This window comes from Antrihabitans auranticaus (genome assembly GCF_016481275.1).
In the GTDB taxonomy this organism is placed as follows: Bacteria; Actinomycetota; Actinomycetes; order Mycobacteriales; family Mycobacteriaceae; genus Antrihabitans.
Genome location: NZ_JAEMNW010000004.1, coordinates 157,149 through 181,693, shown reverse-complemented (window position 1 = coordinate 181,693; position 24,545 = coordinate 157,149). Strand labels below are relative to the sequence as shown.

At 65.1% G+C, this 24,545-nt stretch carries 20 protein-coding genes and 2 tRNA genes; 9 read left to right on the top strand and 13 right to left on the bottom strand.

Going from position 1 to position 24,545, the window contains the following annotated elements:
- Positions 1 to 3 precede the first annotated feature (3 nt).
- From JGU72_RS18855 to cmrA, 4 genes are all read left to right on the top strand, one after another.
- The gene (locus tag JGU72_RS18855) at positions 4 to 561 is read left to right on the top strand and encodes a PadR family transcriptional regulator (protein WP_199685550.1); all 558 of its coding nucleotides are present in this window, start codon (positions 4 to 6) and stop codon (positions 559 to 561) included.
- On the top strand, positions 558 to 2,585 hold the full coding sequence (locus JGU72_RS18850) for an NADPH-dependent 2,4-dienoyl-CoA reductase (protein ID WP_199685549.1): 2,028 nt from the start codon (positions 558 to 560) through the stop codon (positions 2,583 to 2,585). Before JGU72_RS18855 ends, JGU72_RS18850 begins: the two co-directional genes overlap by 4 nt.
- 93 nt (positions 2,586 to 2,678) lie before the next feature.
- Positions 2,679 to 3,455 carry a lysophospholipid acyltransferase family protein gene (locus tag JGU72_RS18845; protein WP_199685548.1) on the top strand — a complete coding sequence of 259 codons (777 nt, stop codon included), beginning with the start codon at positions 2,679 to 2,681 and terminating at the stop codon, positions 3,453 to 3,455.
- A 9-nt stretch (positions 3,456 to 3,464) separates the two neighbouring features.
- Positions 3,465 to 4,268 carry a mycolate reductase gene (cmrA, locus tag JGU72_RS18840; protein ID WP_199685547.1) on the top strand — a complete coding sequence of 268 codons (804 nt, stop codon included), beginning with the start codon at positions 3,465 to 3,467 and terminating at the stop codon, positions 4,266 to 4,268.
- A gap of 7 nt (positions 4,269 to 4,275) precedes the next feature.
- Here the strand turns inward: cmrA and JGU72_RS18835 are convergent, their stop codons facing one another.
- Entirely contained in the window at positions 4,276 to 5,919 is a 1,644-nt protein-coding gene (locus JGU72_RS18835) for a helicase HerA-like domain-containing protein (protein ID WP_199685546.1), read from the bottom strand.
- Between the two features lie 128 nt (positions 5,920 to 6,047).
- On the opposite strand from JGU72_RS18835, the gene orn reads away from it, so the two are divergent.
- Entirely contained in the window at positions 6,048 to 6,653 is a 606-nt protein-coding gene (gene orn / locus JGU72_RS18830; protein WP_199685545.1) for an oligoribonuclease, read from the top strand.
- Between the two features lie 86 nt (positions 6,654 to 6,739).
- A tRNA-His gene (locus JGU72_RS18825) sits at positions 6,740 to 6,812 on the top strand.
- Between the two features lie 62 nt (positions 6,813 to 6,874).
- Here the strand turns inward: JGU72_RS18825 and JGU72_RS18820 are convergent.
- On the bottom strand, positions 6,875 to 8,104 hold the full coding sequence (locus JGU72_RS18820; protein WP_199685544.1) for a L,D-transpeptidase: 1,230 nt from the start codon (positions 8,102 to 8,104) through the stop codon (positions 6,875 to 6,877).
- A 289-nt stretch (positions 8,105 to 8,393) separates the two neighbouring features.
- On the opposite strand from JGU72_RS18820, the gene JGU72_RS18815 reads away from it, so the two are divergent.
- A tRNA-Lys gene (locus JGU72_RS18815) sits at positions 8,394 to 8,469 on the top strand.
- A 106-nt stretch (positions 8,470 to 8,575) separates the two neighbouring features.
- On the opposite strand, the gene JGU72_RS18810 is transcribed toward JGU72_RS18815, so the two are convergent.
- The 6 genes from JGU72_RS18810 to JGU72_RS18785 all read right to left on the bottom strand — a co-directional run bounded on the left by JGU72_RS18810 (position 8,576) and on the right by JGU72_RS18785 (position 16,598).
- Positions 8,576 to 9,733, bottom strand: coding sequence for a lanthionine synthetase LanC family protein (locus JGU72_RS18810; protein ID WP_199685543.1), 1,158 nt, complete (start codon positions 9,731 to 9,733; stop codon positions 8,576 to 8,578).
- On the bottom strand, positions 9,723 to 10,469 hold the full coding sequence (locus JGU72_RS18805) for an RNA polymerase sigma factor (RefSeq protein ID WP_199685542.1): 747 nt from the start codon (positions 10,467 to 10,469) through the stop codon (positions 9,723 to 9,725). The genes JGU72_RS18810 and JGU72_RS18805 overlap by 11 nt, the downstream gene beginning before the upstream one ends.
- 186 nt (positions 10,470 to 10,655) lie before the next feature.
- Positions 10,656 to 10,805, bottom strand: a complete 150-nt coding sequence (locus tag JGU72_RS18800) for a hypothetical protein (protein WP_199685541.1) — start codon at positions 10,803 to 10,805, stop codon at positions 10,656 to 10,658.
- 153 nt (positions 10,806 to 10,958) lie between these two features.
- Positions 10,959 to 13,997 carry a lantibiotic dehydratase gene (locus JGU72_RS18795; protein WP_199685540.1) on the bottom strand — a complete coding sequence of 1,013 codons (3,039 nt, stop codon included), beginning with the start codon at positions 13,995 to 13,997 and terminating at the stop codon, positions 10,959 to 10,961.
- 13 nt (positions 13,998 to 14,010) lie between these two features.
- The gene (locus tag JGU72_RS18790) at positions 14,011 to 16,149 is read right to left on the bottom strand and encodes a peptidase domain-containing ABC transporter (RefSeq protein WP_233532688.1); all 2,139 of its coding nucleotides are present in this window, start codon (positions 16,147 to 16,149) and stop codon (positions 14,011 to 14,013) included.
- Positions 16,149 to 16,598 (bottom strand): hypothetical protein, encoded by a 450-nt coding sequence (locus tag JGU72_RS18785; RefSeq protein WP_199685538.1) that lies wholly within the window; start codon positions 16,596 to 16,598, stop codon positions 16,149 to 16,151. Before JGU72_RS18785 ends, JGU72_RS18790 begins: the two co-directional genes overlap by 1 nt.
- A gap of 127 nt (positions 16,599 to 16,725) precedes the next feature.
- Here JGU72_RS18785 and JGU72_RS18780 point away from each other — a divergent pair, with 127 nt between their 5' ends.
- Positions 16,726 to 17,370, top strand: a complete 645-nt coding sequence (locus JGU72_RS18780; RefSeq protein WP_199685537.1) for an FHA domain-containing protein — start codon at positions 16,726 to 16,728, stop codon at positions 17,368 to 17,370.
- A gap of 106 nt (positions 17,371 to 17,476) precedes the next feature.
- Here JGU72_RS18780 and JGU72_RS18775 read toward each other — a convergent pair whose 3' ends face one another.
- Positions 17,477 to 18,571 (bottom strand): YncE family protein, encoded by a 1,095-nt coding sequence (locus tag JGU72_RS18775; RefSeq protein ID WP_199685536.1) that lies wholly within the window; start codon positions 18,569 to 18,571, stop codon positions 17,477 to 17,479.
- Between the two features lie 408 nt (positions 18,572 to 18,979).
- On the opposite strand from JGU72_RS18775, the gene JGU72_RS18770 reads away from it, so the two are divergent.
- Positions 18,980 to 19,981, top strand: a complete 1,002-nt coding sequence (locus tag JGU72_RS18770) for an alpha/beta hydrolase fold domain-containing protein (RefSeq protein ID WP_199685535.1) — start codon at positions 18,980 to 18,982, stop codon at positions 19,979 to 19,981.
- Positions 19,982 to 20,629: 648 nt separating this feature from the next.
- On the opposite strand, the gene JGU72_RS18765 is transcribed toward JGU72_RS18770, so the two are convergent.
- The 4 genes from JGU72_RS18765 to JGU72_RS18750 are packed head-to-tail and all read right to left on the bottom strand — an operon-like array spanning position 20,630 to position 24,545.
- Positions 20,630 to 21,337 (bottom strand): hypothetical protein, encoded by a 708-nt coding sequence (locus JGU72_RS18765; RefSeq protein ID WP_199685534.1) that lies wholly within the window; start codon positions 21,335 to 21,337, stop codon positions 20,630 to 20,632.
- A gap of 9 nt (positions 21,338 to 21,346) precedes the next feature.
- The gene (locus JGU72_RS18760; protein WP_199685533.1) at positions 21,347 to 22,300 is read right to left on the bottom strand and encodes an MlaD family protein; all 954 of its coding nucleotides are present in this window, start codon (positions 22,298 to 22,300) and stop codon (positions 21,347 to 21,349) included.
- Positions 22,297 to 23,415, bottom strand: a complete 1,119-nt coding sequence (locus tag JGU72_RS18755) for an MlaD family protein (RefSeq protein WP_199685532.1) — start codon at positions 23,413 to 23,415, stop codon at positions 22,297 to 22,299. The genes JGU72_RS18760 and JGU72_RS18755 overlap by 4 nt, the downstream gene beginning before the upstream one ends.
- Before the next feature lie 5 nt (positions 23,416 to 23,420).
- Positions 23,421 to 24,545, bottom strand: a complete 1,125-nt coding sequence (locus JGU72_RS18750; protein ID WP_199685531.1) for an MlaD family protein — start codon at positions 24,543 to 24,545, stop codon at positions 23,421 to 23,423.

Sequence of the window (24,545 nt, the reverse complement as noted above, 5' to 3'; positions counted from 1 at the left end):
TGCATGGCCCTCGAACACGCGATCATGGTTGCGCTCATGGAGCGCTCCGGCTCGGGATACGAGCTTGCGCGTCGCTTCGACAAATCCATCGGCTACTTCTGGAAAGCCACCCACCAGCAGATCTACCGAGTTCTCAAGCGGATGGACGAAGCCGGCTGGGTCCAGGGCGAGGCCGTTGCACAGGACGGCCGACCTGACAAGACGATGTACGAGGTCAGCGCCGCCGGCAAGGCCGAGTTGGCCAGGTGGATCGCCGAACCCACCGACATTTCGCCCTTCCGGAACGAACTTGCACTCAAACTACGCGGCGCCGAATACGGCGATCGCGACGCGATGTGCGCTGAGGTGCAACGGCACCTCGATCAGCACGTCGAGCGCCTCGAGGTGCTCCGCCTGATCGAAAAACGCGACTTCCCGGCCCCGGACCAGCTCTCCGGGACCGCTTTGCACCAGTACCTGGTCCTACGTGCGGGCGTCCGCGCCGACGAGGGGTACGTCGAATGGTGCGGGGAGATTCTCGACGCTCTGCAGCCCAGAACCGAAAGGCCTACCGACCGATGACGTCGTTCCCACACCTCCTCAGCCCTCTCGACCTCGGCTTCACCACGTTGAAGAACCGCGTCGTGATGGGATCCATGCACACCGGGCTCGAGGACCGAGCCTGGGACACCAAGCGCCTCGCGGAATACTTCGCCGAGCGCGCACGCGGCGGCGTCGGCCTCATGATCACCGGCGGTTATGCACCGAATCGTCAGGGCTGGCTCCTGCCCCTTGCGGCACAGATGATTTCGAAGCAGGAGGCGTACCGCCACCGCACGATCACCAAGGCGGTGCACAAGGAAGGCGGCAAGATCGCGCTGCAGATCCTGCATGCGGGTCGCTACGGTTACCACCCCTTCAGCGTGTCCGCGTCGGCAATCAAATCGCCGATCACGCCGTTCAAGCCGAAGGCGTTGTCCACCAAGGGCGTCGAGTCCACGATCGACGACTACGCGCGCTGTGCCGAACTTGCCAAGCTCGCCGGGTACGACGGCGTCGAAATCATGGGCAGCGAAGGCTATTTCATTACCCAGTTCCTCGCACCCCGCACCAACAAGCGCACCGACAAGTACGGCGGCAGCTCCGCGAATCGACGCCGCATGGCGGTGGAAATCGTGCGCCGCACCCGCGCCGCAGTCGGCCCCGAATTCATCATCATCTACCGGATCTCGATCGCCGACCTCGTCGAAGGCGGACAGACCTGGGAAGAAGTCATCGCGCTGGCGCAGGAAGTGGAGGCCGCGGGCGCCACGATCCTCAACACCGGCATCGGCTGGCACGAGGCTCGCGTGCCCACCATCGTGACGTCGGTGCCACGCGCCGCCTTCGTCGACATCACCGCGAAACTCAAGCAGCACGTGAGCATTCCGGTCTGCGCGTCGAACCGCATCAACATGCCGGAGACAGCGGAGGAGGTGCTGACGCGCGGCGATTCGGACCTTATTTCGATGGCACGGCCCCTGCTCGCCGATCCGAACTGGGTGAACAAAGCACAGGCCGGCCGTGACGATGAGATCAATACCTGCATCGCGTGCAACCAGGCCTGCCTGGACCACGCGTTCGTCCACAAGACGGTGTCTTGCCTGCTCAACCCGCGCGCGGGCCACGAGACCGAACTGAAGCTCCTCCCGACTCGGCGCACCAAGAAGATCGCCGTCGTCGGCGCTGGACCGGCCGGGCTGTCGGCGGCGGTAAGCCTCGCCGAGCGCGGGCACAATGTGCACCTGTTCGAGGGCGACGACAAGATCGGCGGCCAGTTCGACCTCGCGCGCCGAATCCCCGGCAAGGAAGAGTTCAGCGAGACACTGCGTTATTTCACCCGCATGCTCGAAACCACCGGCGTCACAGTGCATTTGCAGACACGGGTGTCCGCGCAGCAGCTGATCGAGGGCAAGTACGACGACGTCGTACTTGCGACCGGCGTCAAGCCGCGCATCCCCCGCATCCCCGGCATCGATCACCCGATGGTGCTCTCGTATCCCGAACTCGTTCGCGAGGAGAAGCCTGTCGGCAAGCGTGTCGCCGTCATCGGTGCGGGCGGAATCGGATTCGACATCAGCGAATTCCTCACAGTCGAAGGATCCCCCAGTCTCAAGCTCGACGACTGGAAAGAAGAGTGGGGCGTCACCAATCCCGAAGACGCACCTGGCGCGCTGACAAAGCCGAAGCCTTCGCCGTCGCCGCGCGCTGTGACGCTGCTGCAACGCAAGCAGGGACAGCTCGGTAAGGGACTCGGCAAGACATCGGGCTGGGTGCACCGTGCGGCCATCAAGGCGAAGGGCGTCGAGCAGATCGCCGGCGTCAACTACGAGAAGATCGACGACAAGGGCCTGCACATCAGCTTCGGCGAGAAGCGTGAGCGACCCAGGGTCATCGAGGTCGACAACGTGGTCATCTGCGCCGGGCAGGAATCGGTACGGGACCTCGAAGCGGAGTTGCTCGAAGCCAACGTCAAAACGCATGTGATCGGCGGCGCGGCGCTCGCCGCCGAACTCGACGCAAAACGCGCGATCGACCAGGGCACCCGATTGGCCGCCAAACTCTAGGCTCCCGATCTTGACGAAAGTGCAGTTGCTGTCGCGCGCACTCGGCCGATGCGACAGCAACTGCACACTCGGCGTTGGGGTTAGGGTGGCGTCGTGACCGTCACCGATGACCAGCCGTCGCAACGCGATATCAAGCTCCTGCGCAGCGCGCTTGCGCCGTGGACGAAGCTCTTCAAACCCCGCTGGTTCGGGCTCGACAACGTGCCGCGTGAGGGCGCCGTTTTGCTGGTCGGCAACCACTCGGTTCTCGCGTTCGTCGATATGCCCGTCATGTTCCTCGAGTTGGAACGGAAGACAGGGCGCTTTCCGCGTGGTCTCGCCGATCGGCTGCACTTCGGCATTCCCGGGTGGCGCGATCTGCTGACGCGGATGGGCGCGGTCGAGGGCACCCGTGACGCGTGCCGCGAAATGCTCGCTGCTGGCGAGGCCGTTCTGGTCTATCCGGGCGGGGCACGCGAGGTCGCCAAGCGGAAAAATGAGAAATACCAACTGATTTGGAAGCAACGAACCGGATTCGCACGCATGGCGATCGAGGCCGGTTGCCCCATCGTTCCGTTCGCGGCGGTGGGTGCGGAGGACAGCCTCGACGTGGTCGTCGACGCGGACAGTGCGCTCTATACGCCGGTCAAGAAGATCGTCGAACGGTTCGGCGGACGTTGGGACGCGGCATGGCCGATCGTGCGCGGAATCGGGCCCACTCCCCTGCCGCGGCCACAGACGCTGTACTTCGCCTTCGGCGAGGCAATCGAGACAGCCGGATTCACGGATGACGACCACGACGTTCGCGTTGTGCGCGACCGGACCAAGCATGCCGTCGAAGAGTTGATCCAGACGCTCCTCGAGCAACAGGCCGCGGACCGCACGGGCTAGCCTGTCGACGTGAGTCTGCCTTCCCCCACAGCCGAAAGCCGCGCCGTCGTCACCGGTGCATCGTCAGGAATCGGCGTTGCCCTCGCCACGGAACTTGCCGCGCGCGGGTACTCCCTCATCCTTGTCGCGCGCCGCGGTGACCTGCTCGAAGCATTGGCGACCGAGCTGCGCGCCAGGTACGGCGTCGAGGCCGAGGTTCGGCCGCTCGACCTCGCCGACCGCGAGCGCCGCACCGAGTTCGTTGCCGAGCTCGCCGATCGCGAGATCTCGATCCTCTGCAACAACGCGGGCATCGCGACGTTCGGTCCGATCGCCGGCCTGGATCCCGGTTACGAGCGCGATCAGGTCGAGCTGAATGCTGTTGCGGTACACGACCTCACGCTGGCAGTCCTACCGGGAATGCTGCAGCGTGCCGCCGGCGGAATCCTGATCAGCGGCTCTGCCGCAGGCAATATGCCGATTCCGAACAACGCAACCTACGCGGCAACAAAAGCATTCGCTAACACCTTCGCCGAGTCACTTCGCGGCGAACTCAAGAACACCGGTGTGCACGTGACGCTGCTGGCGCCCGGACCGGTCCGCACCGAAATCCCCGACCCCGCCGACGCGTCGATCGTCGACAAGCTCGTACCGGACTTCCTCTGGATCTCGAGCGAGTACACGGCTCGCGTCTCACTGGATGCGTTGGCGCGCAACAAGATGCGCGTCGTTCCCGGCATACTCAGCAAGGGCATGTCCGTGGCGGGGCAGTACAGTCCTCGCGCCTTCGTTGCACCGATCGTGGGGAACTTCTACAAGAAGCTCGGCGGCTGACCCGCCCCTATCGCCTTCGTCGTGTCCCGAAAATGCTCCGGCTGATCTCACGTCCCGCCGCCGACGCGGCCGACCGGAGAAAGCTCTTGACCGCCGGGTTCTTCATGATCCGCTCGGCAGCCGTTGGTTCGTCGCGCGCAGGTGGCGGGGGTGGCGGCGGCGCGTCCTGCGGCTCGGGGGTCGCCGCGATCTTGGCGCTCAGCTTCTCGTAGGCCGACTCGCGGTCGATGGTCTGTCCGTACTTACCCGCCAGCGGGCTGGACATCGCGGCAGCCTTGATTGCATCTGCGCCGATCGTGTCCATCAGCGAACGCGGCGGCCGGAGGCGCGTCCACGCAACGGGCGTCGGAGCGCCGCGCTCGGAGAGCACGGTCACGACGGCCTCGCCGATTCCCAAAGAGGTCAGCGCCTTTTCGAGGTCGTAGACATCCGTCTTCGGATACGTGCGGACCGTCTTGTTGAGCGCCTTCTGGTCGTCCGGAGTGAACGCTCGCAACGCGTGCTGAATCCGCGCCCCCAGCTGCGAGAGCACCTCGTTGGGGATATCGGTCGGCAACTGCGTGCAGAAGAAGACACCGACTCCTTTCGAGCGGATCAGCTTGACGGTCTGCTCGACCTGATCTTTGAACGCCTTCGACGCATCGGCGAACAGCAGATGAGCCTCGTCGAAGATGAAAACCAACTTCGGCTTGTCGACATCACCGATCTCGGGCAGCGTCTGGAACAGGTCAGCGAGAACCCACATCAGGAACGTCGAGAACATCGCAGGCCGCGCGGCCTGCGCGCCGAGTTCGAAGAGGGTGATGATCCCGTTGCCGCCGACCGTTCGCAACAGGTCTTCGGTATCGAGTTCGGGCTCGCCGAAGAAGGTGTCGCCGCCGTCGGCTTCGAGATTGACCAACGCGCGAAGGATGACGCCTGCCGTCGCCGAGGACACGCCACCGATGCCCTTGAGATCGGCTTTGCCCTCGTCGCTCGTCAGATGCTGGATAACCGAACGCAGGTCCTTCAGGTCGAGCAACGCGAGGCCCTGGGTGTCGGCCCAGTGGAAAATCAGCCCGAGAGTCGACTCCTGAGTCTCATTGAGCCCCAGCACCTTGCTCAGCAAGATCGGGCCGAACGACGTGATGGTGGCACGGATCGGCACGCCGATACCCTCGGTGCCGAGGGACACGAACTGCGTCGGAAAACCCGCGGGTGCCCAGTCCGTCGCGCCGGTCTCGGTCGCCCGTGTGCTGATCTTGTCGTTCGACTCGCCGGGCTTCGACAAACCTGACAGGTCGCCCTTGACGTCGGCCAGGACGACCGGCACGCCTGCCCGCGACAACTGCTCGGCGATTCCCTGCAACGTCTTGGTCTTGCCGGTACCGGTCGCGCCGGCAACGAGGCCGTGCCGGTTGACCGTTGCGAGCGGAATTCGGACGCGCGCCTGCGGATCGACAACGCCGTCCACGACGACGGTCCCCAGCTCGAGCGCGGCACCCTCCGAGGCATACCCCGCCGCGATGGTCTGCGCTTTCTCGGATCCACCCGAGCTCGGTGCGGCGGCCTGTTGCTGTGCGGCAGCTTCCTTTTCGGCGGCCTCCAAAGCGGCCGCGGCCTCTGCTGCAGCCTTGCGGGCGGCGGCAAGCTTCTCGTCGGGAGTCGTCATTCCACGTACCTTAGCGGTGCCGAACTCACGTCGTGGGCTACGCCGAGCCGACGATTGCCGACGATCGGACGGTCGCCAACACGAGGACCGCAGCACGTCCACGTTTAGGCGTGACTACTGTGGGTCCGGTGCAAGACAAATTGGTGTGGATCGACTGCGAAATGACCGGGCTGCGACTCGAGACCGACAAGCTCATCGAGGTCGCCGCGCTCGTCACCGACAGCGAATTGAACATCCTCGGCGACGGCGTGGACATAGTCATCCACGCTGACGATGCCGCGCTCGACGACATGCCCGATGTCGTCACGGAGATGCACCGCAAGTCAGGTCTCACCGACGAGGTTCGGCGGTCGACGGTCAGCCTCGCCGACGCGGAGAAGCGAATTCTGGAGTACATCCGAGAGCACGTTCCGGTCGCCGGAACCGTGCCGCTGGCGGGTAACTCCATCGCGACAGATCGCGGATTCATCGCGCGCGACATGCCCGAACTCGACGCATACCTGCACTACCGGATGATCGACGTCAGCTCGATCAAGGAACTGTGCCGCCGCTGGTACCCACGCATCTACTTCGGTCAGCCCGAAAAGGGTCTGGCACACCGTGCACTCGCGGACATCCAGGAGTCGATCCGCGAGCTCGAGTACTACCGCCGCACCGCGTTCGTTGCCGAGCCCGGTCCGTCGACGTCGGAAATCGCGGCCGTTGCGAGTGATCTTGCCAACAGGAAGGCCTGAGACGGCTAACGATTGGCGGGCGACGCACTTCGCACGCTAGTATCGACGGCGCTGCAAGTTTGGGGCCCAGCCCGGAACGAGCCGTGGTGGGTGTAGTTCAGCTGGTAGAGCGTCAGGTTGTGATCCTGAATGTCGCGGGTTCGAGTCCCGTCACTCACCCAAAAGGCGAGGCCGGTTCTCCGAAATGGAGAACCGGCCTCGCCTGTTTCGACTCTGCGCGGCTACTGCTGGCCCGCGTTGCCCGCCTTCCACTCCGACCACGGAATGTTCCAGTCGCCGAGCCCGTCAGTGCCCGAAAGGGTGCCCCCACTCGTGTTCTTAACGATTGCGACATCGCCGAGCTTGGTGTTGTTGAAGACCCAGATCGCATTGGCTGGACTCAGGTTCAAGCACCCGTGACTCACGTTCGAGTAGCCCTGTTGCCCGACAGACCACGGCGCCGAGTGCAGGAAGATGCCGCTGTAGGACATGCGCGTCGCATAGTCGACGGGCGTCTTGTACCCATCGGGTGAGTCCGAGGGCACGCCGTACGTCGACGAGTCCATGATGATGCGTTCGTGCCGGTCGGCGATGATGTAGGTGCCGTTGGGCGTCTCGTCGCCCGCCTTGCCCATCGACGTCGGCATCGTCTTGATCACCTCGCCGTTGCGCGTGACCACAACTTCCTTCGTGTTGTCGTCGGCGGTCAGAATCACCGCGTCACCGATCGTGAAATGCGTGCTGATGTCCTCCGACCCGAAGACGCCGTTGCCCAGGTCCTTGCCGTAGACGTTGACGTCGACTGTGACCTTTGTCCCAGGATTCCAGAAGTTCTCGGGCCGCCACCGGACCTCACGTCCGTTGACCCAGTAGAACGCGCCCTCGACCGGCGGGTCCGTGACGACGGTGATGGCTTGCTGCGCCGCCAGGCGGTCCGGGATCACCTCGTCGAACTGAATCGCCACCGGCTGCGCAATGCCGACCACGGCGTTGTCTCCGGGGTTCAGGTAGGGCTTGGTCAAGTTGTCCGGCACGCTCGTCGTGAAGACCATCCGGGCCGACGTCGAGCCGCCGAGGCCCAACGCCTCAGCGGTCAGCGTGTACTCCCGGTTGTAGCCGAGCGGTTCGGTGTTCTGCCAGGACTTTCCGTCCGGCGCGATGGCGCCCTGAACAGGCGTTCCGTCGGGAGTCAGTAAGGTGACGGCGGCAAACTTTCCGTCCGCGACCTCGGTCTTTATCGGAACGCTCGGCGAAATGCCGACGTCACCGTCCTTGACGACCGATGTCACCTTCGGCTTCATCAGCTCGGTCAAAGGATTCGAATCGATGGGCGCGGACGCGGGCGCTGCGTCCTCGCTGCCCACGGTGCACCCGGACAACATGGCGATGCCGGCAAACGACACCGTGACCGCGATGAGCGCGGTCTTTATCCGGGTCGTGGTCCGTCGATCACTGCCGCGACATAGTTTCATGCGAACTCCGCTTCATGTTCTCACTCAGCTGCCACGTCTGCGTCGACCCAAATGCGCTTTCCCCATCCCCTGAGGGACTGCGCGTCGAGACCGTGTGCAAGCCCCTATTCTGCCAGCACCAGAGCCCGCGAACCAATCACAAGTACGTTGCAGCCCTGGGACTTCTATCACTGAAATGGGGCGGCGGACCCGGATCGTTACAGCCCGCACCGAACCGAAACACACCCGCAACCCAAACGGATTTCACTTCCGAGCCCCGATCCTGTTATGGTCTCTCCCGCACGGTTTCGCGCCATTAGCTCAATTGGCAGAGCAGCTGACTCTTAATCAGCGGGTTCGGGGTTCAAGTCCCTGATGGCGCACCAAGAAATACCGATCTACCTGCGGATTCCTTCGGAATCCCAGGTCGTACCTCCGAAGTCCCAGGTCGTCGTTGCGAGTCCGGATACTGTGTTTCCGACCGCTCGGCAGCTACGAACCGATGGACGACAACAACAGGACGCGATCCCACGTCGGGTCGATATCGGTCGCCGCGGCGAGCAGCGCCAGCGCTACGCCCGCCTGTCCGTCGAGAACGCCCGGGGTTTCGGGCAACCGTCCGGATTCGGCCTCGTGCAGCAGCCGTAGCGCCCACTCCCGCGCGGCCGGTGTGACGGACTCCTCATGGCACGCCAGCCTGCCCATGGTGTGTGCGACTCCGGCCGTTCCGTGACACAGTCCGAGACCGGCCACGCCCGAGGTCTCGTAGGACCGCGTCGCGGCCGCTGCGGCAGCGCGAGCCGCGGCGGCACCGATATCGGGGTCCGTCAGCGCAGCGCTTGCGGCAGCCAGTGCCAGCGCCGCACCGGCGTCGCCGTAACACCACGCCACCTGGGTCGGCGTGGGCTCAACACCGGGTTCGATCGTCGCCGGAAAGCGACTGTCCAGCGAGGTGTGCCGAAATTCGTGTGCGAGCAAGCATCGTGCGGCCGACGCGACCAGTGCACTGGCCCGGCCGTCGCCCGACCGCGCCGCCGCACTCGTCAGCGCGAGCACGCCGGGCACCCCGTGCGCCAGCCCGAGATCGACGTACCGCGGTGGGCGCCGCGAAGTGGGGCCGAAGAGCGTGAGGGTGTCGGTAACCCAGTCGTCGACGGCGATCTCGGACAGCCGCGCGAGCACGGGAGCCAGGCAGCCGCCGCCGGCTTCCAGCGCGTAGACCCCGAAGCCGACCAACCCGTAGAACAGTTCCCACGGCCCGTCCCACTCCTCGAGCAGCGGGAGCAACAGGTCGTCCATGTCGCCGGATGTCGGTTCCACTCCCGCGAGCCGGTCGAAGTGCGCGCCGACCCACCCGACACCGCACGCTCCGGAGGCAAGGCTGAGGCCCGCAGCGGCAGGGGCCGCGCCGAGCGTGTCATAGGCCGAACAGAGGAAATCGTCGGCAGTCGCCCGATCGCCGCCGGTCGCGAGAGATACATGCGCGAGTGCGAGAGCGATTCCCGCCGAACCGTCGCACAGTGCCGGGTTGAGGTCCTCGGGGTGCAGCGAACCCAGCCGCCGCGCGATGTCGTCGACGACCCGTAATGCACGCTCGCGTTCCTCCGCGCGCAGCAGCCCACGCCACGGCGACACCGAGTCAGGCCGCATCGCGCAAGATGGTGGCCGCGTTGAAGACGCTGCGCCGATAGTCGTCGCAGGGCGCGCACGACTCGATATGGCGCGCAACGCGTTTGCGGAGCAGGACGGTGAACTTCCCGTCCGAACCGGCCAGCGTCGCGGCCAACGTCCGGCAGCCGTTCAGGTCGGCGCGGCGCACGACCAACAGTGCGCCGATGGATCGCTCGACTGTCGCACGTACTCGCTGTAGCAACTTCTTCGCCGAATCATGGCTGATACCAAGGGCAGCTGCGAGCTCCGGGCCGGTGAGGCCCTGCTGGTAGGTGAGCTCCAGCACCCGGCGATCCCGCTCCGGCAAGCCTTCGGTGGCTTGGGTCAGCAAGTGCGCCAGCTCGTTTCGTGATGCGACGGTGAACGGCTCCGGCTCGGCCGAAGGGCTGTCGGCAACTTCGTCGCTGGCGGCTTCACGGTGTCGAAGACGCAAGGCGCGCAATGCGTTCCGCCGAGTGATCGCATACAGCCACGGGGCCAGCTTGTCCGGGTCCCGTAGCCTCGGCAGCTCTGTTGCCGCCGCGCAGAAGGCATCGTGCACGCAGTCCGCGGCGAGATGATGATCGTGCACGACCGTCACGCAATACTTGTGCAGCCGAACGGAGTATCGCTGATAGATCGCGGCGAACGCGGTGCGGTCGCCGGCCGCGGCGGCCTTGGCCAGGTCGGCGTCAGTGGGACACTCGCCGTGGCTGCGTCCGGATGTCGATGTCATGGACGTAATGGTCCGCAAAAGTCACTCGTAGCAGAATCTCCCGAGCACGAGAATCGACCCCCTGACAGGGAAGGATTTCCTGTCCCCGCGGCAAGTATCGTCGCGCACACGACAACCGCCCCATGGCCGGTGGGCCATGGGGCGGCGGGGGGTGTGTCGACTTCACTCAGGCTTAAGACCGTCGAACTACTTGGTCTTGCACTTGTCGGACGTCGCGCACTGGGTGCCGTGCTCCGAGAACTTGGGCTTGCCGCCATGTGCGGTCCGCAGCTCGTCGACCGTCAGCGAACGGATGCTGCTGCGACGAAGGGCAAGCTTGTCACGGTTGGTGTTCATTTCTTCTCCTTGTGGGTGTTGTGTCGGCGTTGCCCCCGTGGGCCTCGCTCATAAGTAAGAGCAGCCGGCCGGTCCGGGGGAGACAATTTTTTTCCGGAATCTTTTGGTAAACAATGATTTTGGCGCCGCGTGCCGTGTCGAACGGCATGCACGTCACGACAGGCCACGCGCGAGCCGGCTCCCGTAGTAGCGCTCCAGGAAGCTCAGCAGGACCAGTTCGTGGGTACGAGCGGCCGAGCGGAGCAGCCGCACCGAGTTCAGGTGGCTGACGCTGCGCACAACATCGAGGTACGGCGCCGTCAACTGGTCACGTCGTGCTGCCAACTCGGCGAACAGCGGCGCCAATCCGACAGATCGTTCCCGGAACACCTCGCGCACAGGTTCCCACGGATGATCGACGGTGTCGTCGAGAAGCCGTGAGAGATCGGCACGCTCGGTGCGCCAGCGCGCTCCGATGCCCGGGTCGAGCCCGGGAGCGTTCGGGTACTCGGTTCGGTATCCGGCGGCAGCGTCCCTGACCCAGGCGCGCCGTGCCGCGATGTCCAGCCCGGCGTCGGCCAGCAGCCGATCGGTCGCATACAGGCACAGCTTCCACCGCGCGTCCTCCTCACCGTCCAGCAAGGGCAGCGCAGCGATGACGGCGACGCTGTCGACCGCATGGATCTGCTCGGCAAGTTCGATACCGGCGTCACCGCCGTAGCGTTCGATCTCGCGTTGGTAGGTATCGACCACGATCTTCCACACGGTGCCGTCCTCGATCCGTGGTGCCAGCGCATCGGACAGGGCGGGCATGGCCGCACCGAGCAGTGCCGACGGTTCGCCGTGCAGACGAACCCGCAGGTGGTGGTCGGGGTCGCCGTAGCGAAGGAAGAACCACCGATCCGCGACGCCCGCGTCGGCGAGTTGGGCGAGCACAGGTCCGAGAGCGCCGGTCAGAACTCGGTCTGCCGTCGCCGTCCCCGTGTAGACCTTGAGGTAGAGCCACTCACCGCCTGGAGTGAACGTCCGACGCACGGCGGTCGCGGCGCCGGTCGGCCGCTGGTCCGGCGCTGCCTCAGGCTCGGCGCGGCGAACGAACGGCACGATCAGTTCGTGCTCGAAGCGGCCTTGGGGGCCGACCGCTGTGCCGGTGGACAGGACCTCGTCGACGAGTGCGGACGTGCGCCCACGCAACACCTTGGCGGCCATCGAAGTCAGTGCGGCACTTGCGGTATCGATGTACAGGCGGTTGTCACCGTCGACGATGAGCAGTTCGGTGGGAAGGCCGCGCCGGCTGGCCAATTCAGCCCAAGCGGCGACCGGGTCACGGCCGGTGACGGCGGCGATTTCCGCCGCCGACAGACGCCAGCGGGCTCGGCTGAGCACGACGGAGCCCGCGGCGCCGGTCACGCGCGGCAGCCACGGCGCGGACGCGCACGCACCCCAGTTCCAGCCGAATGCGTCGGCCACTCCGTCGCCCGGCAGTGCCGCGAGAAACCGGTAGACCCCGAACCCTCGCCAGGCCGCGTTGTGCGCAGTTGTCAGCCGGGGTCGCACTTCGGCGCCCAGTCGCGGGCAGAAGAGGACGATCCGGTCGCCGTCGAGGCGAACGGTCAACTCGTCGACGCCGATCTGGCGGTCCGTCGGCGCGCCCGAGCGGCCGAGCAGGATCAGCTCGTGGCCCCGAAGCACGGGGCGGGTCAGGATGTTGCCGATGCGCCCTTCGGGCAGGTGAACAAGTTCGGCGAACACGACGCCGGGTGCGTGGGCTTCTTCGGCGCGCAAATGTGCGCGCACCGCCTGTTCCAATGCGGCGTCGCCGTGGCAGAACCGCCCGAGCAGTTCCGCGCCGGAGGGGCCGCAGACGCTCTCGATCTCGACGCCACTGCCTAGCAGATTGGCGCTCACCGCGAAGGCGTCGGGCAACGGCAACCGCGTGGGCGGCTCCAGCCGCTTGATCAGGTCGGCATCCAGTTCGATACTGGTGGAATCACTTTCGCGCGCGCGGAGCAGCACGTCGAGCAGCACCGCGTCGCGGGCGCCGAACTCGGACGGCTGTGCTTCGCCACCGAGGTCGAGGCCGGCGAGCAACCGTGATTCGTCGGAAGCCGGGTGGTGCGACCGGTCGAAACCGATACCGAGTTCCTCGTCGAGCGCTTCCATCAGCGGAACCTCGCGGTCTGCGTAGCGCGCCGCGAATTCTGCTTTGAAGCGCGCGAGGGCCGGGTCCTCGGAACTCGGGGAAACCTTGTGCAGCAGCGCCAATCCCTTGGTGATCAGGTCGACGGTGTCGGAGCCGAGCGTCAGGCCCGACCCTTTGCGGTGCAGGTCGACCTGGATCAGGTGGGCGTCGTTGCCGTCGGCGAACTCGCGCAGTGTCGCCGTAGCGGATTCGTAGGACGAGAGCGGATTGCCGAGCCCCGCCGCGTCCAGTGCGGCGAGTTCGCTCGATACACGCGCCAACGCGGTCACCGTCGAATCGTGCCCGCGCAGGGACGAGAGTACGTGCGCCAGCGGCTCGGGACCGGTCACCGTCGGCTCGGCCACGGGCGTGAGCACCTTCGCCGCGACGAGCGCGTCGACGTAGTCGCGCGCCTCGTCGAGATCCACCTCCACCTGTGCGGCGACAGCCTTGACGACGTCATCGACGACAGCACCACCTGTCGCCGCCTCGAGCGCGAACCGCAACGGCGCGTCGTCCTCGACGACGACCAAATGATGTGTGCGACGGTCTTTTTGCCACCGGCTCTCGATCAGCCGCAGCGCACCGGCCGCGTGATAGCGACTGGAGTTGGGCTCAACCGCCATCGAAGGCCGTGTTGCGGGGTCGGCAACGAGCCGCTCGACGAGCGTCGTGAGCACCTCGGTGTCGGGCCGGCTGCGCCGGGTGGTCCCCTCAGGACCGTCGACCAGCAAGGCTGTATCGGCACCGACCGTGCCCAGCGAGCAGCCGGCGAAGAGTCCGAAAGGTGTTGCCCGGGTGCACATCCGCACCAGATATGCGGTCAGTGAGGCAACGACCCGATCGTCGGGATCGTCGTCGTCGAGCCGCCGCGTGAGTGCGGGCGACCCCAGGTACAACGCCTCCCGCACGTCCGGACGGGAAACCAATGTGCGCCAATATGTTTGATCGGCGCGCAGCTTGTCCAGTTCCTCCAGCGGCAGCAGCGGGGCGCGCAGCACGAAGAATTGGGCGTCGAACGATTCAGGCATTGCAAGCTCCTTGTCACACGAGTTGCCCGGCAACGAGCTGGGCGTAATGGCCGTCTGCGGCGACGAGTTCGAAGTGGGTACCGGCTTCCACCACCCGGCCCGCGTCGAGCACAACGATGTGGTCGGCGTCGATCACGGTGGCGAGCCGGTGTGCGATGACGACGACAGTGCAGCCGAGCCGCGCGATATTGGCGTGCACCCTTGCCTCGGTGACGGTGTCGAGGCTGCTCGTTGCCTCGTCGAGTAACAGGATCCGCGGGCGCGGTGCAAGTGCTCGCGCCAGGGCGAGTCGCTGTCGCTGTCCCCCGGACAGCGACGCCCCACCGTCGACGAGAGCGGTTTCCCAGCCCATCGGCATTGCGTTGATGTCGTCGAGAATTCCGGCCGCCTCTGCGGCTTCCTCGAGTTGGTGCATCGGCAGGTTCGGGTCTGCCATGAGCAAGTTGTCGCGGATCGAGAGTCCGAAAATATAGGGGTCCTGCGTGACAACGCCGATCTGAGAGCGCAGGCCTCGCGGGTGCAAGGTCGAGATGTCCAGATCGTCGATCAGCACGCGGCCCGACGACGGCGGATACAGGCCGAGCAGCAGCCGGCCGAGCGTGGACTTGCCGGATCCGGACCGCCCGACAATTGCCACGACCTGGCCGGGCGACACGGCGAGGTCGACGCCTTCGACGATCGCCGGACCGTCCTGCTGATAGCGGAAGCCCAGCCCTTCGGCACGCACGGATCCGGCCAGATCGGGCGCATGTCGCAGCTCACGCCCGGCTGTCTCGGTCGGCGTGTTGAAGACGTCGTCCAGGCGCGCGAGGTAGCTGCCGAGCAACTGCACCTGCAGCGCTGTCGCAACGAGGACGCCCAGGGGCTCGAGAAAGGCGGACGCGAGGGCAGCCAGCGCAAGCATGGAACCGAGCGACAAAGCACCGCTGCCAACCAGGTGAGCCCCGACGAGCAGGACAGCGATCGGCGACAGCAGCGCCAGGCCATGGATCGCGGTCTCCACGAGGGCTTCGAGGCGACCGCGTCGCAGCGAGACGTTGAGTTCTGCGACGAACAAGTTGGTCCAATGCGAGACGGCGCGTCGTTCCGCGCCCGCGGCCTTGAGCGTCTCGACTGCCGAGAACATCTCGTACGCGTAGGACTGCGAGTGCGCCTCCGTCGCCAGCGCCTCCCCCATCAGATGCTGGTTGCGGCGTCGAGCTGCCAGCAACACCGTCACCTGGGCTGCACCGAGAACTGCCACGAGCATCCCGAGCACAGGCGACAGCACGACGAGTACAACCAGATACAGCGTCGCGAGCGCGCCGTCGAGCAGCGCCGCGAGGGTGCCGGTCGTCAAGATCTCACGAACGGTCGCGTTGCTGCGCAGCCGCATCATCAGGTCACCCGACGACCGCTTCAGGAAGAACGCGTACGGCAAATCCACGAGATGTTCGAGGAAATCCAGCGTCATGGTGATATCGAGCCGACTGCGCAGCCGGAGCAGCAGATGGGCCCGAAGGTAGCTCGCGGCAACCGAATACGCGATGAGGGCGGCCATCACGGCGCCCAGCACCTTCAGGAGGTGACCGTCGCCGTTCGGCACCACGCGGTCGACGACCAGGCCGGTGAGTACGGGCACGGCCAGTGCCATTATCCGCACGACGACCGACGTCGCCAGTACCGAGCCGATCCCGCTCGAGCGGGTCAGCAACCGGCGCGCGTGATGCAGTGCACCCGGCGCTCGGCGGCCGCCCGCGACGAAGGAGTCGGTCGGCTCGAGCATGATCGCGACACCGCTGTACAGGTCGCTGGCGGCGCTCCAGGAGACGCTGCAGCGTCCGACGGCGGGATCGACGATCGTTACCCCGCGCTTCGACGCCGAGTCGAGAACGACGAAATGAGCCGAGCTCCAATGCAATACAGTGCCACGTGGCAGCACGCGCAGGTCGTCGAGTTCGGTGGAAACCCCGCGAGCACGTAAACCGTAGGTAGCGGCGGCTTCGGCGAGTCGACGGCCGTCGATTCCATCGCGTCCGGTGCCGGTGGCTTCGTGCATCTCGGCCAACGAGACATGGCGGCCGTGGTAGCCCAGCGCCATGGCCAACGCGGCGGCACCGCAATCGGCGACCTCTGCTTGCGCGACGAACGGAATCGAGCCTCGGCGCGGCATCACCAGAGCCTCGGCACGAGGATGTCGATCAGCCGGTCCTCGGCCGCGGGAACGACGAGTTCGCCGACCACCAGCGAGCGCGGACCGTCCAGTTGCGCGTGCACCTGCGTCGTCGTCACCTCGATGACGATCGCGGGCCACGACATGCCCGACGCGTCGCGAAACTCGGCGACGGTGCCCAGGTCGGGAGCCGGCTCGCCGGACCGCATTGCCACGACAGAGTCGCCTTGCGTCACGGCGGTGAGCGCCTCGGTGCGGGCAACGGTCACCGCGTTCGCTGCGGCCACCCCTGCAAGCGACAGTGCACCGAGGGCGACGAGTCCCGTGGTGATCCACCGCGGCTGCTCGAGCAGTTTGCCCGGCCCCTTCGACGCGGAACGACTGTCGCGCCAGCCCTGACGAAAGATCGAATCCCGCTCCATCGCAACGGCGTCGGTGCCTGGTTCCATCGGCTTGCTCCCCGGAGTCATGGTCATGTGTCAGGGGTTGGAGGAGCATGGGGGCCTCGCGGGGAAGCTGCCAGATGGGGGACTTCTCCCCACAGAGTTTTGCGCCCCTGCCAAATAGAATTGGCGAATGGCTTCCCACCTGGAGATCTGGCGACCGTCTGGACGGGAGCTTTTCTCGTTGACCGAACACACTGCGACGATCGGCAACACTGTGTCGACCGGCAGAACTGTGACGATCGGTAAAGCGGCGACCAATGTGGTCTCGATCGACCACGATGCGACCGTTTCCCGCCTCCACGCTGTGCTCGAGTTTCACGGATCGGCGTGGTCGCTTCGCGACATCGGGAGCCGGAACGGTACCTATGTCAATGGGGAGAAGGTTGCCGGCGAGCGCGTCCTTCGCTCCGGCGACGAGATGCGAATTGGCAAGTCACGCTTGGTGTTCTGGGACCGGAGTCGTCTCGACAGCACACTCGGCGACGAACCGACCCGGTCCGTCGAAACTTTCGTCGCACCGCCCCGGCTGACGCCGCGCGAACTCGACGTCCTGCTCGCGCTCTGTCGGCCGCTGGTTTCCAGCGATGGGTTTCCCGTACCTGCGTCGACGCGGCAATTGGCACTCGAATTGGTCGTCACGGATGCGGCCGTCAAGCAACATCTGCAGAACATGTACGACAAGTTCGGGATCCCGGCGGAGGGGGACCGGCGCGTGCGTCTGGCGAATGAAGCCCTGCGCCGCGGCGCGGTCACACTGGCGATGCTGCGCACCTGATGTTGGAGCCCGGCGGTCGCCGGCGGCAGAGCCGGGGAATCCCTGAACATCAGACCGAAAGCAGGCCCGCCGGCAAGCCTGCTTTCGGTTCGGACACGAGACAGTTCTACCGCGGGTAGACGCCGGCGATCGGGCCGTTGTTCACGGTCACCTGATCGGTGATCGTCATGGTCGCGGTGTCGTAGAAATCCAACGTCGAACCTTCGGGATTCAGGATCGGGTACACGACCTGAGCAAGCTTGGCCGGGAACAGGTAGTCGGGAATCTTGTCCGACGACGGGCCGAGGTTGCTCACGTAGGCCGTTTTTCCGTCAGCCGAGAATCCGGCGTAGATGGGCAGGCCGTTCGACTTCACCTTGTGGATGAGTTCCATCGTGTGTGCGTCGTAAACCAGGATCAGGTTGTCGCCCCAGTTGCATACCCACAGGCGTTCGCCGTCAGGGGTCAGCGTCGCCGACACGGGACCCGACACCAGTCCTGAGAACTGCACGCGCTTGACGTACCAGCCCGCGGTGTCGATTGCGGTCACGCCGGAGAACAGGTTGATCGCGTACAACGTGTCACCGTTCTCGGACAGCCCACCCCAGCCTGGGCCGATGCCGTACCCCCACAGCGGCGGTGCGAGCGGAGCGCCCGTGACGGCGTCGTACTTGGTAATGAAACCTGCCAAATGCATGGCATAGAAGGACTTGTTGTCCTTCGCGACCTCGAGATGGATCGGCCCGCCCGGCGGGAACAGGACCGGTATGACGCGGACCGTCTCCAGTGTGCTGGTATCGATGACCTGGACCGCGCTCAGGGAGGTCGGCACGTAGAGGTACTTGTGGTCGTGCGACATCGCTGTCACCGCCCAGGCGTTGCCGAACGTCGGGATCCGCTTGATGATCTGCCCGGTCCGGACGTCGGTGACGCTGACTTCCCAGATGAGCGGACCGAAGCTGTTCGTGAACAGCAGCGTGCCGTCTGCGTTGGCCTTGATCACCACCGGGTGGTCAGCGGCGCCCTGCACAGTCTTGACGACCTGCTTGGTCACCGGATCGATGCCCTGGATAGAGCCGATGCCGGCACTGGGCACCCAGATCAGGCCGTCGCCGCTGGTGCTGCCGGGAATCGACGGATGGGCGCTCACAGTCGCGGGCACCATTACCGTCGCAAGGACGGCAAGCAGTGCGCTGGCGAGCGCGGCGATATTTCGGTTCATCGTTGTGGTTCTCCTCATCCGGGATCTTCCCGGCAATCGATGCAGTGCGACCTCGAAGTGCGATGCCCTTGTGGGCGCTGAGGCCAGACGTCCAGCGTCGTATTCAGCAGATTGAACGGCTGAGAGTTTACTGTTCCTGACAGTTGCATATACACACCCGTTCTCACGGATTCGCGCCCCGCTCGACCGCAACGCCCGCATTTACGGACTGGTCAGATGAGCGCCGCACGCGGCTTCTTCATTGCTACGCAGGTCATTTGGCGGACGAACCGCCACTCCGAACGGTTGCAAGTTCGGCGTCGATGCGGCGCCCGAGGCGTGACCGAACACACCGAAGTCGGCTCTAGCGCTGCGCCTCACATACACTGTCTGAGACAGTTCGAATTCCGTGAGTTCGGAGGGTAACCCATGACCAGCACTGCCACCACGTCATCACTGACGATCGAGAGACTCCACCGGCCGAGCGTGCCCGCGAGGATCGTCTATCCCTTGGCGTTTGCAACTGCACGCGCGGGGCTCGAATTGGCAGGCCGCCTCGGCGAATTCAGCCCGCGTCCGCACCCACAGATCTTCCGGATCGCCAACTTCGCGGACCTCGCCGCCGCACCACTCCCGCTGATGCGCGGCACTCGTCGTCGACGTCTCGCCCTGAATCGATGTGGAGCCGAATGGATCTGGCACCAAGACCAGCAGGGACCCGATGCGTCAGACGCCGGTGCGGTGCTGTTCTTCCAGGGTGGCGCATTCATTGCAGGCGGACTCAACGCGTACCGCCGACTCCTGGGACGAATGGCGATGGCGAGCGGAGCCCCGGTTCTCAACGTGGCCTATCGGCGATTGCCGAACTACCACATCACCGACACAGTCGCGGATGGCCTGGATGCGTACAAACATCTACTTGCCCAAGGCTTTCCCGCGCGCAAGATAATCTTCTCGGGCGACTCGGCAGGCGGCTTCCTGGCCTTCGCGGTCGCGATCGCAGCGCGCGACGCGGGCCTGCCCGTCCCCGGCGGAATCACCGCGATCAGCCCGGCGGGCGATCTCGACAGCACCGCGCGACTGGCGCACCCGAACGCCAACAGGGACGCGATCCTCTCGCCACGCGCGGTAAAAGTGATCCTGGATTGGGGCTACGCCAAGGACGGAACGCTCGATCCGGCGTGGTCTCCGGTCAACCACGAGTTCGACGGCCTGCCAACGACATTGATCATCTGCAGCGCGAGCGAGGTGCTGCTGTCGGACGCCGAGCGACTCGCGCAACGCTGCGCCGCGGCGAATGTGCCATGCCGCCTGCAGATCTGGGACCACCAGATCCACGGTTTCCCCGTCCTCGCCGACGTACTTCCCGAGGGTCGCGCAGCATTCCGAGTGATCGAGGCTTTCCACCGATCGGTACTAACCCCCTCCTGAGCACCGGTCCGGGTGGTCGCCGGGCAAGGGCTTATCTCGTCGGCGGGTCGAGAACCATTCAGTCGGGGTCGTCGCGGCTGGGCCCTCGCACCCACGATGATCACGAGCAAAAGGCTTGCCCACTCGGCGCGTCGTGAACCATTCCCTCGTGATCACCACGGCTGGGCCCTCGCACCCCCGATGATCACGAACAAAAGGCTCGCCCGCGCGGCGCGTCACGGACCATTCACTCGTGATCACCGCGGCGGGACTCAGCGACCTCTGCCCACCCCGCCGACCCCTACGACGATCACGAACAAAGGGTTCGCCTGCCCGGCGCGTCGTGAACCATTCACTCGTGATCAGCACACCGGCCCTCGCACCCCGATGATCACGAACAAAGGGTTCGCCTGCCCGGCGCGTCGTGAACCATTCACTCGTGATCACCACACCTGGCCCTCGCACCCCCGATGATCACGAGCAAAAGGTCTGCGCTGCAGCCCCATCCACGCCCAGACCGACCAAAAGGCTCGCCCACGCGGCGCGTCGTGAACCATTCACTCGTGATCACCAAGCCTGGCCCCGACGATCACGACCAAAAGACTCGCCCACGCGGCGCGCCGCGGACCATTCCCTCGTGATCACCACGGCTGACCCCCGCCAGTCCAATCACTCCCCCGGCACAGGCACCAGGTCCGCAGGAGCACCCGCCGACGGAACCGTCTGATCCGCCCCCTGATTCATGCCGTAGACCTTCCACACCCCGTTTTCCAGCATCAGGTCGACGTACATCGCGGTCGCTACCTGGGTCGGCTGGGTGAGCTTCACCGACTGGATCGTCTGGTCGACCAGGGCGAGTACCCGGACTGAGTTGTCGGTCTGACTGGAGATCGCAGCCTGGCTCACTGTGCCGGCGATCCTGAGTTGCGACGCCTTGATCACTTCGCCGATGCCACTCTTCACTGGTTCGTACGAGTCGCGGAAGGCGCCGGTCGAGCCGTCTGTCATCTGCTTGAACCACGGATCGAGGTTCTGGTAATCGATGTTGTTGGCCGTGGTCATGAAGTTGGTCGCCGCGGTCAACGCCGCCGCGCGGTTCTGCTCCGTCTGCCGTTGCGCCGCAACGGTTCCCTCGAGGTCACTACTGCGGTCCGATGCGCTCCAGTACAGGTAGCCGAGGACGCTCGTCAGCGCCAGCGCAAGGAGGACCGCCGCAGCCACGACGAGTACCGGGATTCGGACACCGAGTTCACGCCAACTCTTGCCAGTCCTCGGAGCCTCGGGTTCGGAAACGGTGTCGTCGATATTCACGACGTCCTCGTCCCCTGTCAGCCTGGACTTGACGATCGATCCGTTGGTGATGTTCTTCGTCGGCACTGTGCCTCCTTATTTCGGTATTTCCACGAGCAAACGCATCCCGTGTCCGTTCGGAAAAGCCTGCAGGAGAACGTCCATCACTTTGTTCGCGTCGATCGGCAGGCTGCGGATCGGGTCGAACAGGACGGGTTGCAGGATGTCGAGGATCGGCTCGGTGTCCGGGCCGAGCAAAAGCTCGATGTAGCCGATGAGCTTGCTCAACAGCGGCGTGTAGGGAGCGATCTTCGTTCCGCCGCTCGAATCGACGATCGTGATCGCGTCGTCGATCAAGGCAGGCAGTTCTGGAATCAGTGTCGCCCCGAGCCGTCCGATGGCCTCGGCCGCCGCTTCCTGCGACTCCCCGGACGCCGCCGACGCGCCGGCGACGAACTGCAGCAGGCGGGACACGAGATCCCTGTTCTGCCGAAGCGTCGTCGCGAACATGCTGCCTGCGTGAACGAGTCGCGCAATATTGGGCCGAACACCGTCGACCGCGACATCGGCACTACGCAACAGCCTGTTGATATCGTCCGGTCGAACCTGTCCCATGAGGTCGTCGAGCCCGTTGAGCGCTCGCGTTATCGTCAACGGCGGCACGACCTGGCTGCCCGAAATCCGTGCACCGTCGGCGAAATACGGTCCCTGCGCGGTCTTCGGCGCGAAATTCAAGTACTGCTCGCCGATTGCGGACAAGTTGGCAACAGTCACAACCGAATCCATGGGGATCGGGTAGGACGATTCGACCGCGAGGTCTGCGACGACACCGCTCATGCTCTCGTCCAGCGCAGTCACCTTGCCGATCTGCAGACCGTTCATGGTGACCGGCGATGTCTCCATGAGCCCACCGGAACTCGGTAGTTCGACGACGAGATGGACTGTCGACTCCCCCGGGTCGTACTTGAAGACGCCGACCACGAGATAGGACGCACCTGCCAGCGCCAGCGCGACCATCGCGGCCGCAGAGACGGCAATCTTCCCCCTCATCGAACGAACCCAAGCATCCGCAGTACGGGCGTGACCTTGTCGCGGAACGCCTGCTCGTTGGCGGCGATGATTCGCGCGTCCTTGTCCTGGTCACCGGTCAGAGCGCTCGCCGGCGTCTGGGGTACGACGTCGGAGACGATGATGTTGGGCCGGCCGTTCGCGGCAAGGAACGGGCCGATCTTGTTGCTGAGTAGCGCGTCGATTGCTGCCATGTTCTTCGGAATTGTGTTGGGCGACATGATGATCGACTGCAGTACAGGCGTCCACGCGCCGAGGGCATCGGTGACGGACTGAGCACGCACATCGCCGACCTCACCGCCCCATGCGCCGATGTCACGGATGCCCCGGACGAACGTGACGAGGTCGGGAAGTACGCGCAACACCACGTCCAGCAGCACCGGAGTATCGGCGAAGACGAAGCGCCACAAGTCTTCTGCCTGCCCAGCTACATCGATCACCTGGCTCGCGTGGTCGAGCACCTGCGCCAGCTGGTCGTTCGATTCGGCAATCCGATGCAATGTCAGCGTCGACTTCTGGAGAAACTTCTCGAAATCTGCTGGGCGCTGCGGGAACGCACTGTTGACGTCGGTGAGGAAGTTTTGGATGAACGGGATCGATCCGCCGTTCACCCAACCTACGACGGCGATCATGTAGTCCTCGAGCGCGTCCGCTGGCCGCGTCTGCGTGATCGGAATCGTGTCGCCATCGGTAAGCGTTCGCCCCGAGGGCTTTTCGGGGAGGTTCAGTCCGATGAACAAGTCGCCGAACAGCGTGTGCTGACGCACTTCGACGGTCGTTTCCGCAGGTAGTTCGACCTTCGAGTCGATCTGGAGTGTCGCGATCGCGAGGTAGGACGGCTGTTTGTCCGCAGCCAGCGACGGTACGGACGCGTCGGGATCCGAACGGACGTCGACGTTTTCGACCATACCTACGACCGCGCCGTTGAGTTCGACGCGAGTTCGCAGCGGCAGGTTGAGTACGCTGCCGAACTCGACGTCGATCCGGTAAGTAGGCCCACTCATGCGCGTTCCCGGCAGTGGGAGGTCGAGAGGCCGAACAGCGCATCCGGCAAGAAATGCACCGAGGACGGCAATGAGAGCAACTCGTCGCAGCATCGACGTCACCGTTGCCCTGCAGCGGCGAGGATCAACTGCACGATGCCGAGATCCATCGCGCCGCCGGTGGTGAAGTCACGATTGCATGCCGGATAGACCTGGACGGCGATCATGCAGACATCCTGCGCGAGTTGCGGATTCACCCGGAAGCTCGGCGGCCGGTATTGCAGCCTGCCCGCGCCCAGGTCCTCATCGAACATCCTCATCATGTTCTGTGCAGCAGGCGGGATCTGCCGCAGCACGTCGACAGCCGCGGGCACGTTGCTCAAGAAGGTGTGGACGTGCGGGTACGCGTAGTCCGCGCCGGCAACGAGCGGCTCTCCCCACCTGTAGATGAACCGCGCGATCGTCGGAACCCACACCGAGACGTCGTGCGTGATCCGGACTATGTCCGGGATGATCTCGGTCAGGATATTCGCTGCGTCCGCCGCAGCGGACAACGTGAACTCGGCACCCGAGTTGCCTGCGTCGAGCCCCTGCGAGATCTTGCCGACGTTGTCGAGTACTTGACGGAGAATGAAGTTGGCCGCCGACGCGCTGTCACCCAGCAGTCCGGAGACGTTCTTGATCGAACCGTTCAACGGCTCGGCAACCGATTCGACCTGTCCTGCAAGCACATTGATCGCATGGCTGAGCTCGTCCGGCGGCGGCGCCTGCAGTGGCGCGTTTTCGTCCTTGCCGGTGATGTCGTTGGACAGCTGCGTGATCGCACGCATCGACTCGGTGAATCCGACCGGCGTTCGAGTGCGCTCGAGTGGAATGCACGCGCTCGAGTCGAAAGTCGCACCGCCGGTATATCCGGGCGTCAGCTCGACACGTCGGTCGGTGACGATCGAGCTCGCGATGGTCACCGCGCCCAGTTCGGCGGGCAGTGTTGCCTTGCGGTCCACATCCATTCGGACGAGGACATGATCGTCGACCGGCTCGATCTCGGTGATGTTCCCGATCTGGACGCCGAGCATCGTCACCTTGTTTCCCTCGTAGAGGCCTACCGCGTCGCGGAAGTACCCGCAGATCGGTATCGGGCCCCGGTGTGCGTCGTAGTACCCCTTGCCTGTGACGGTCACAACGGCTCCCGTCGCGAGGGCGACGACGAGAAGCATCGCCACCACGTACTTGTTGCCAGTCAC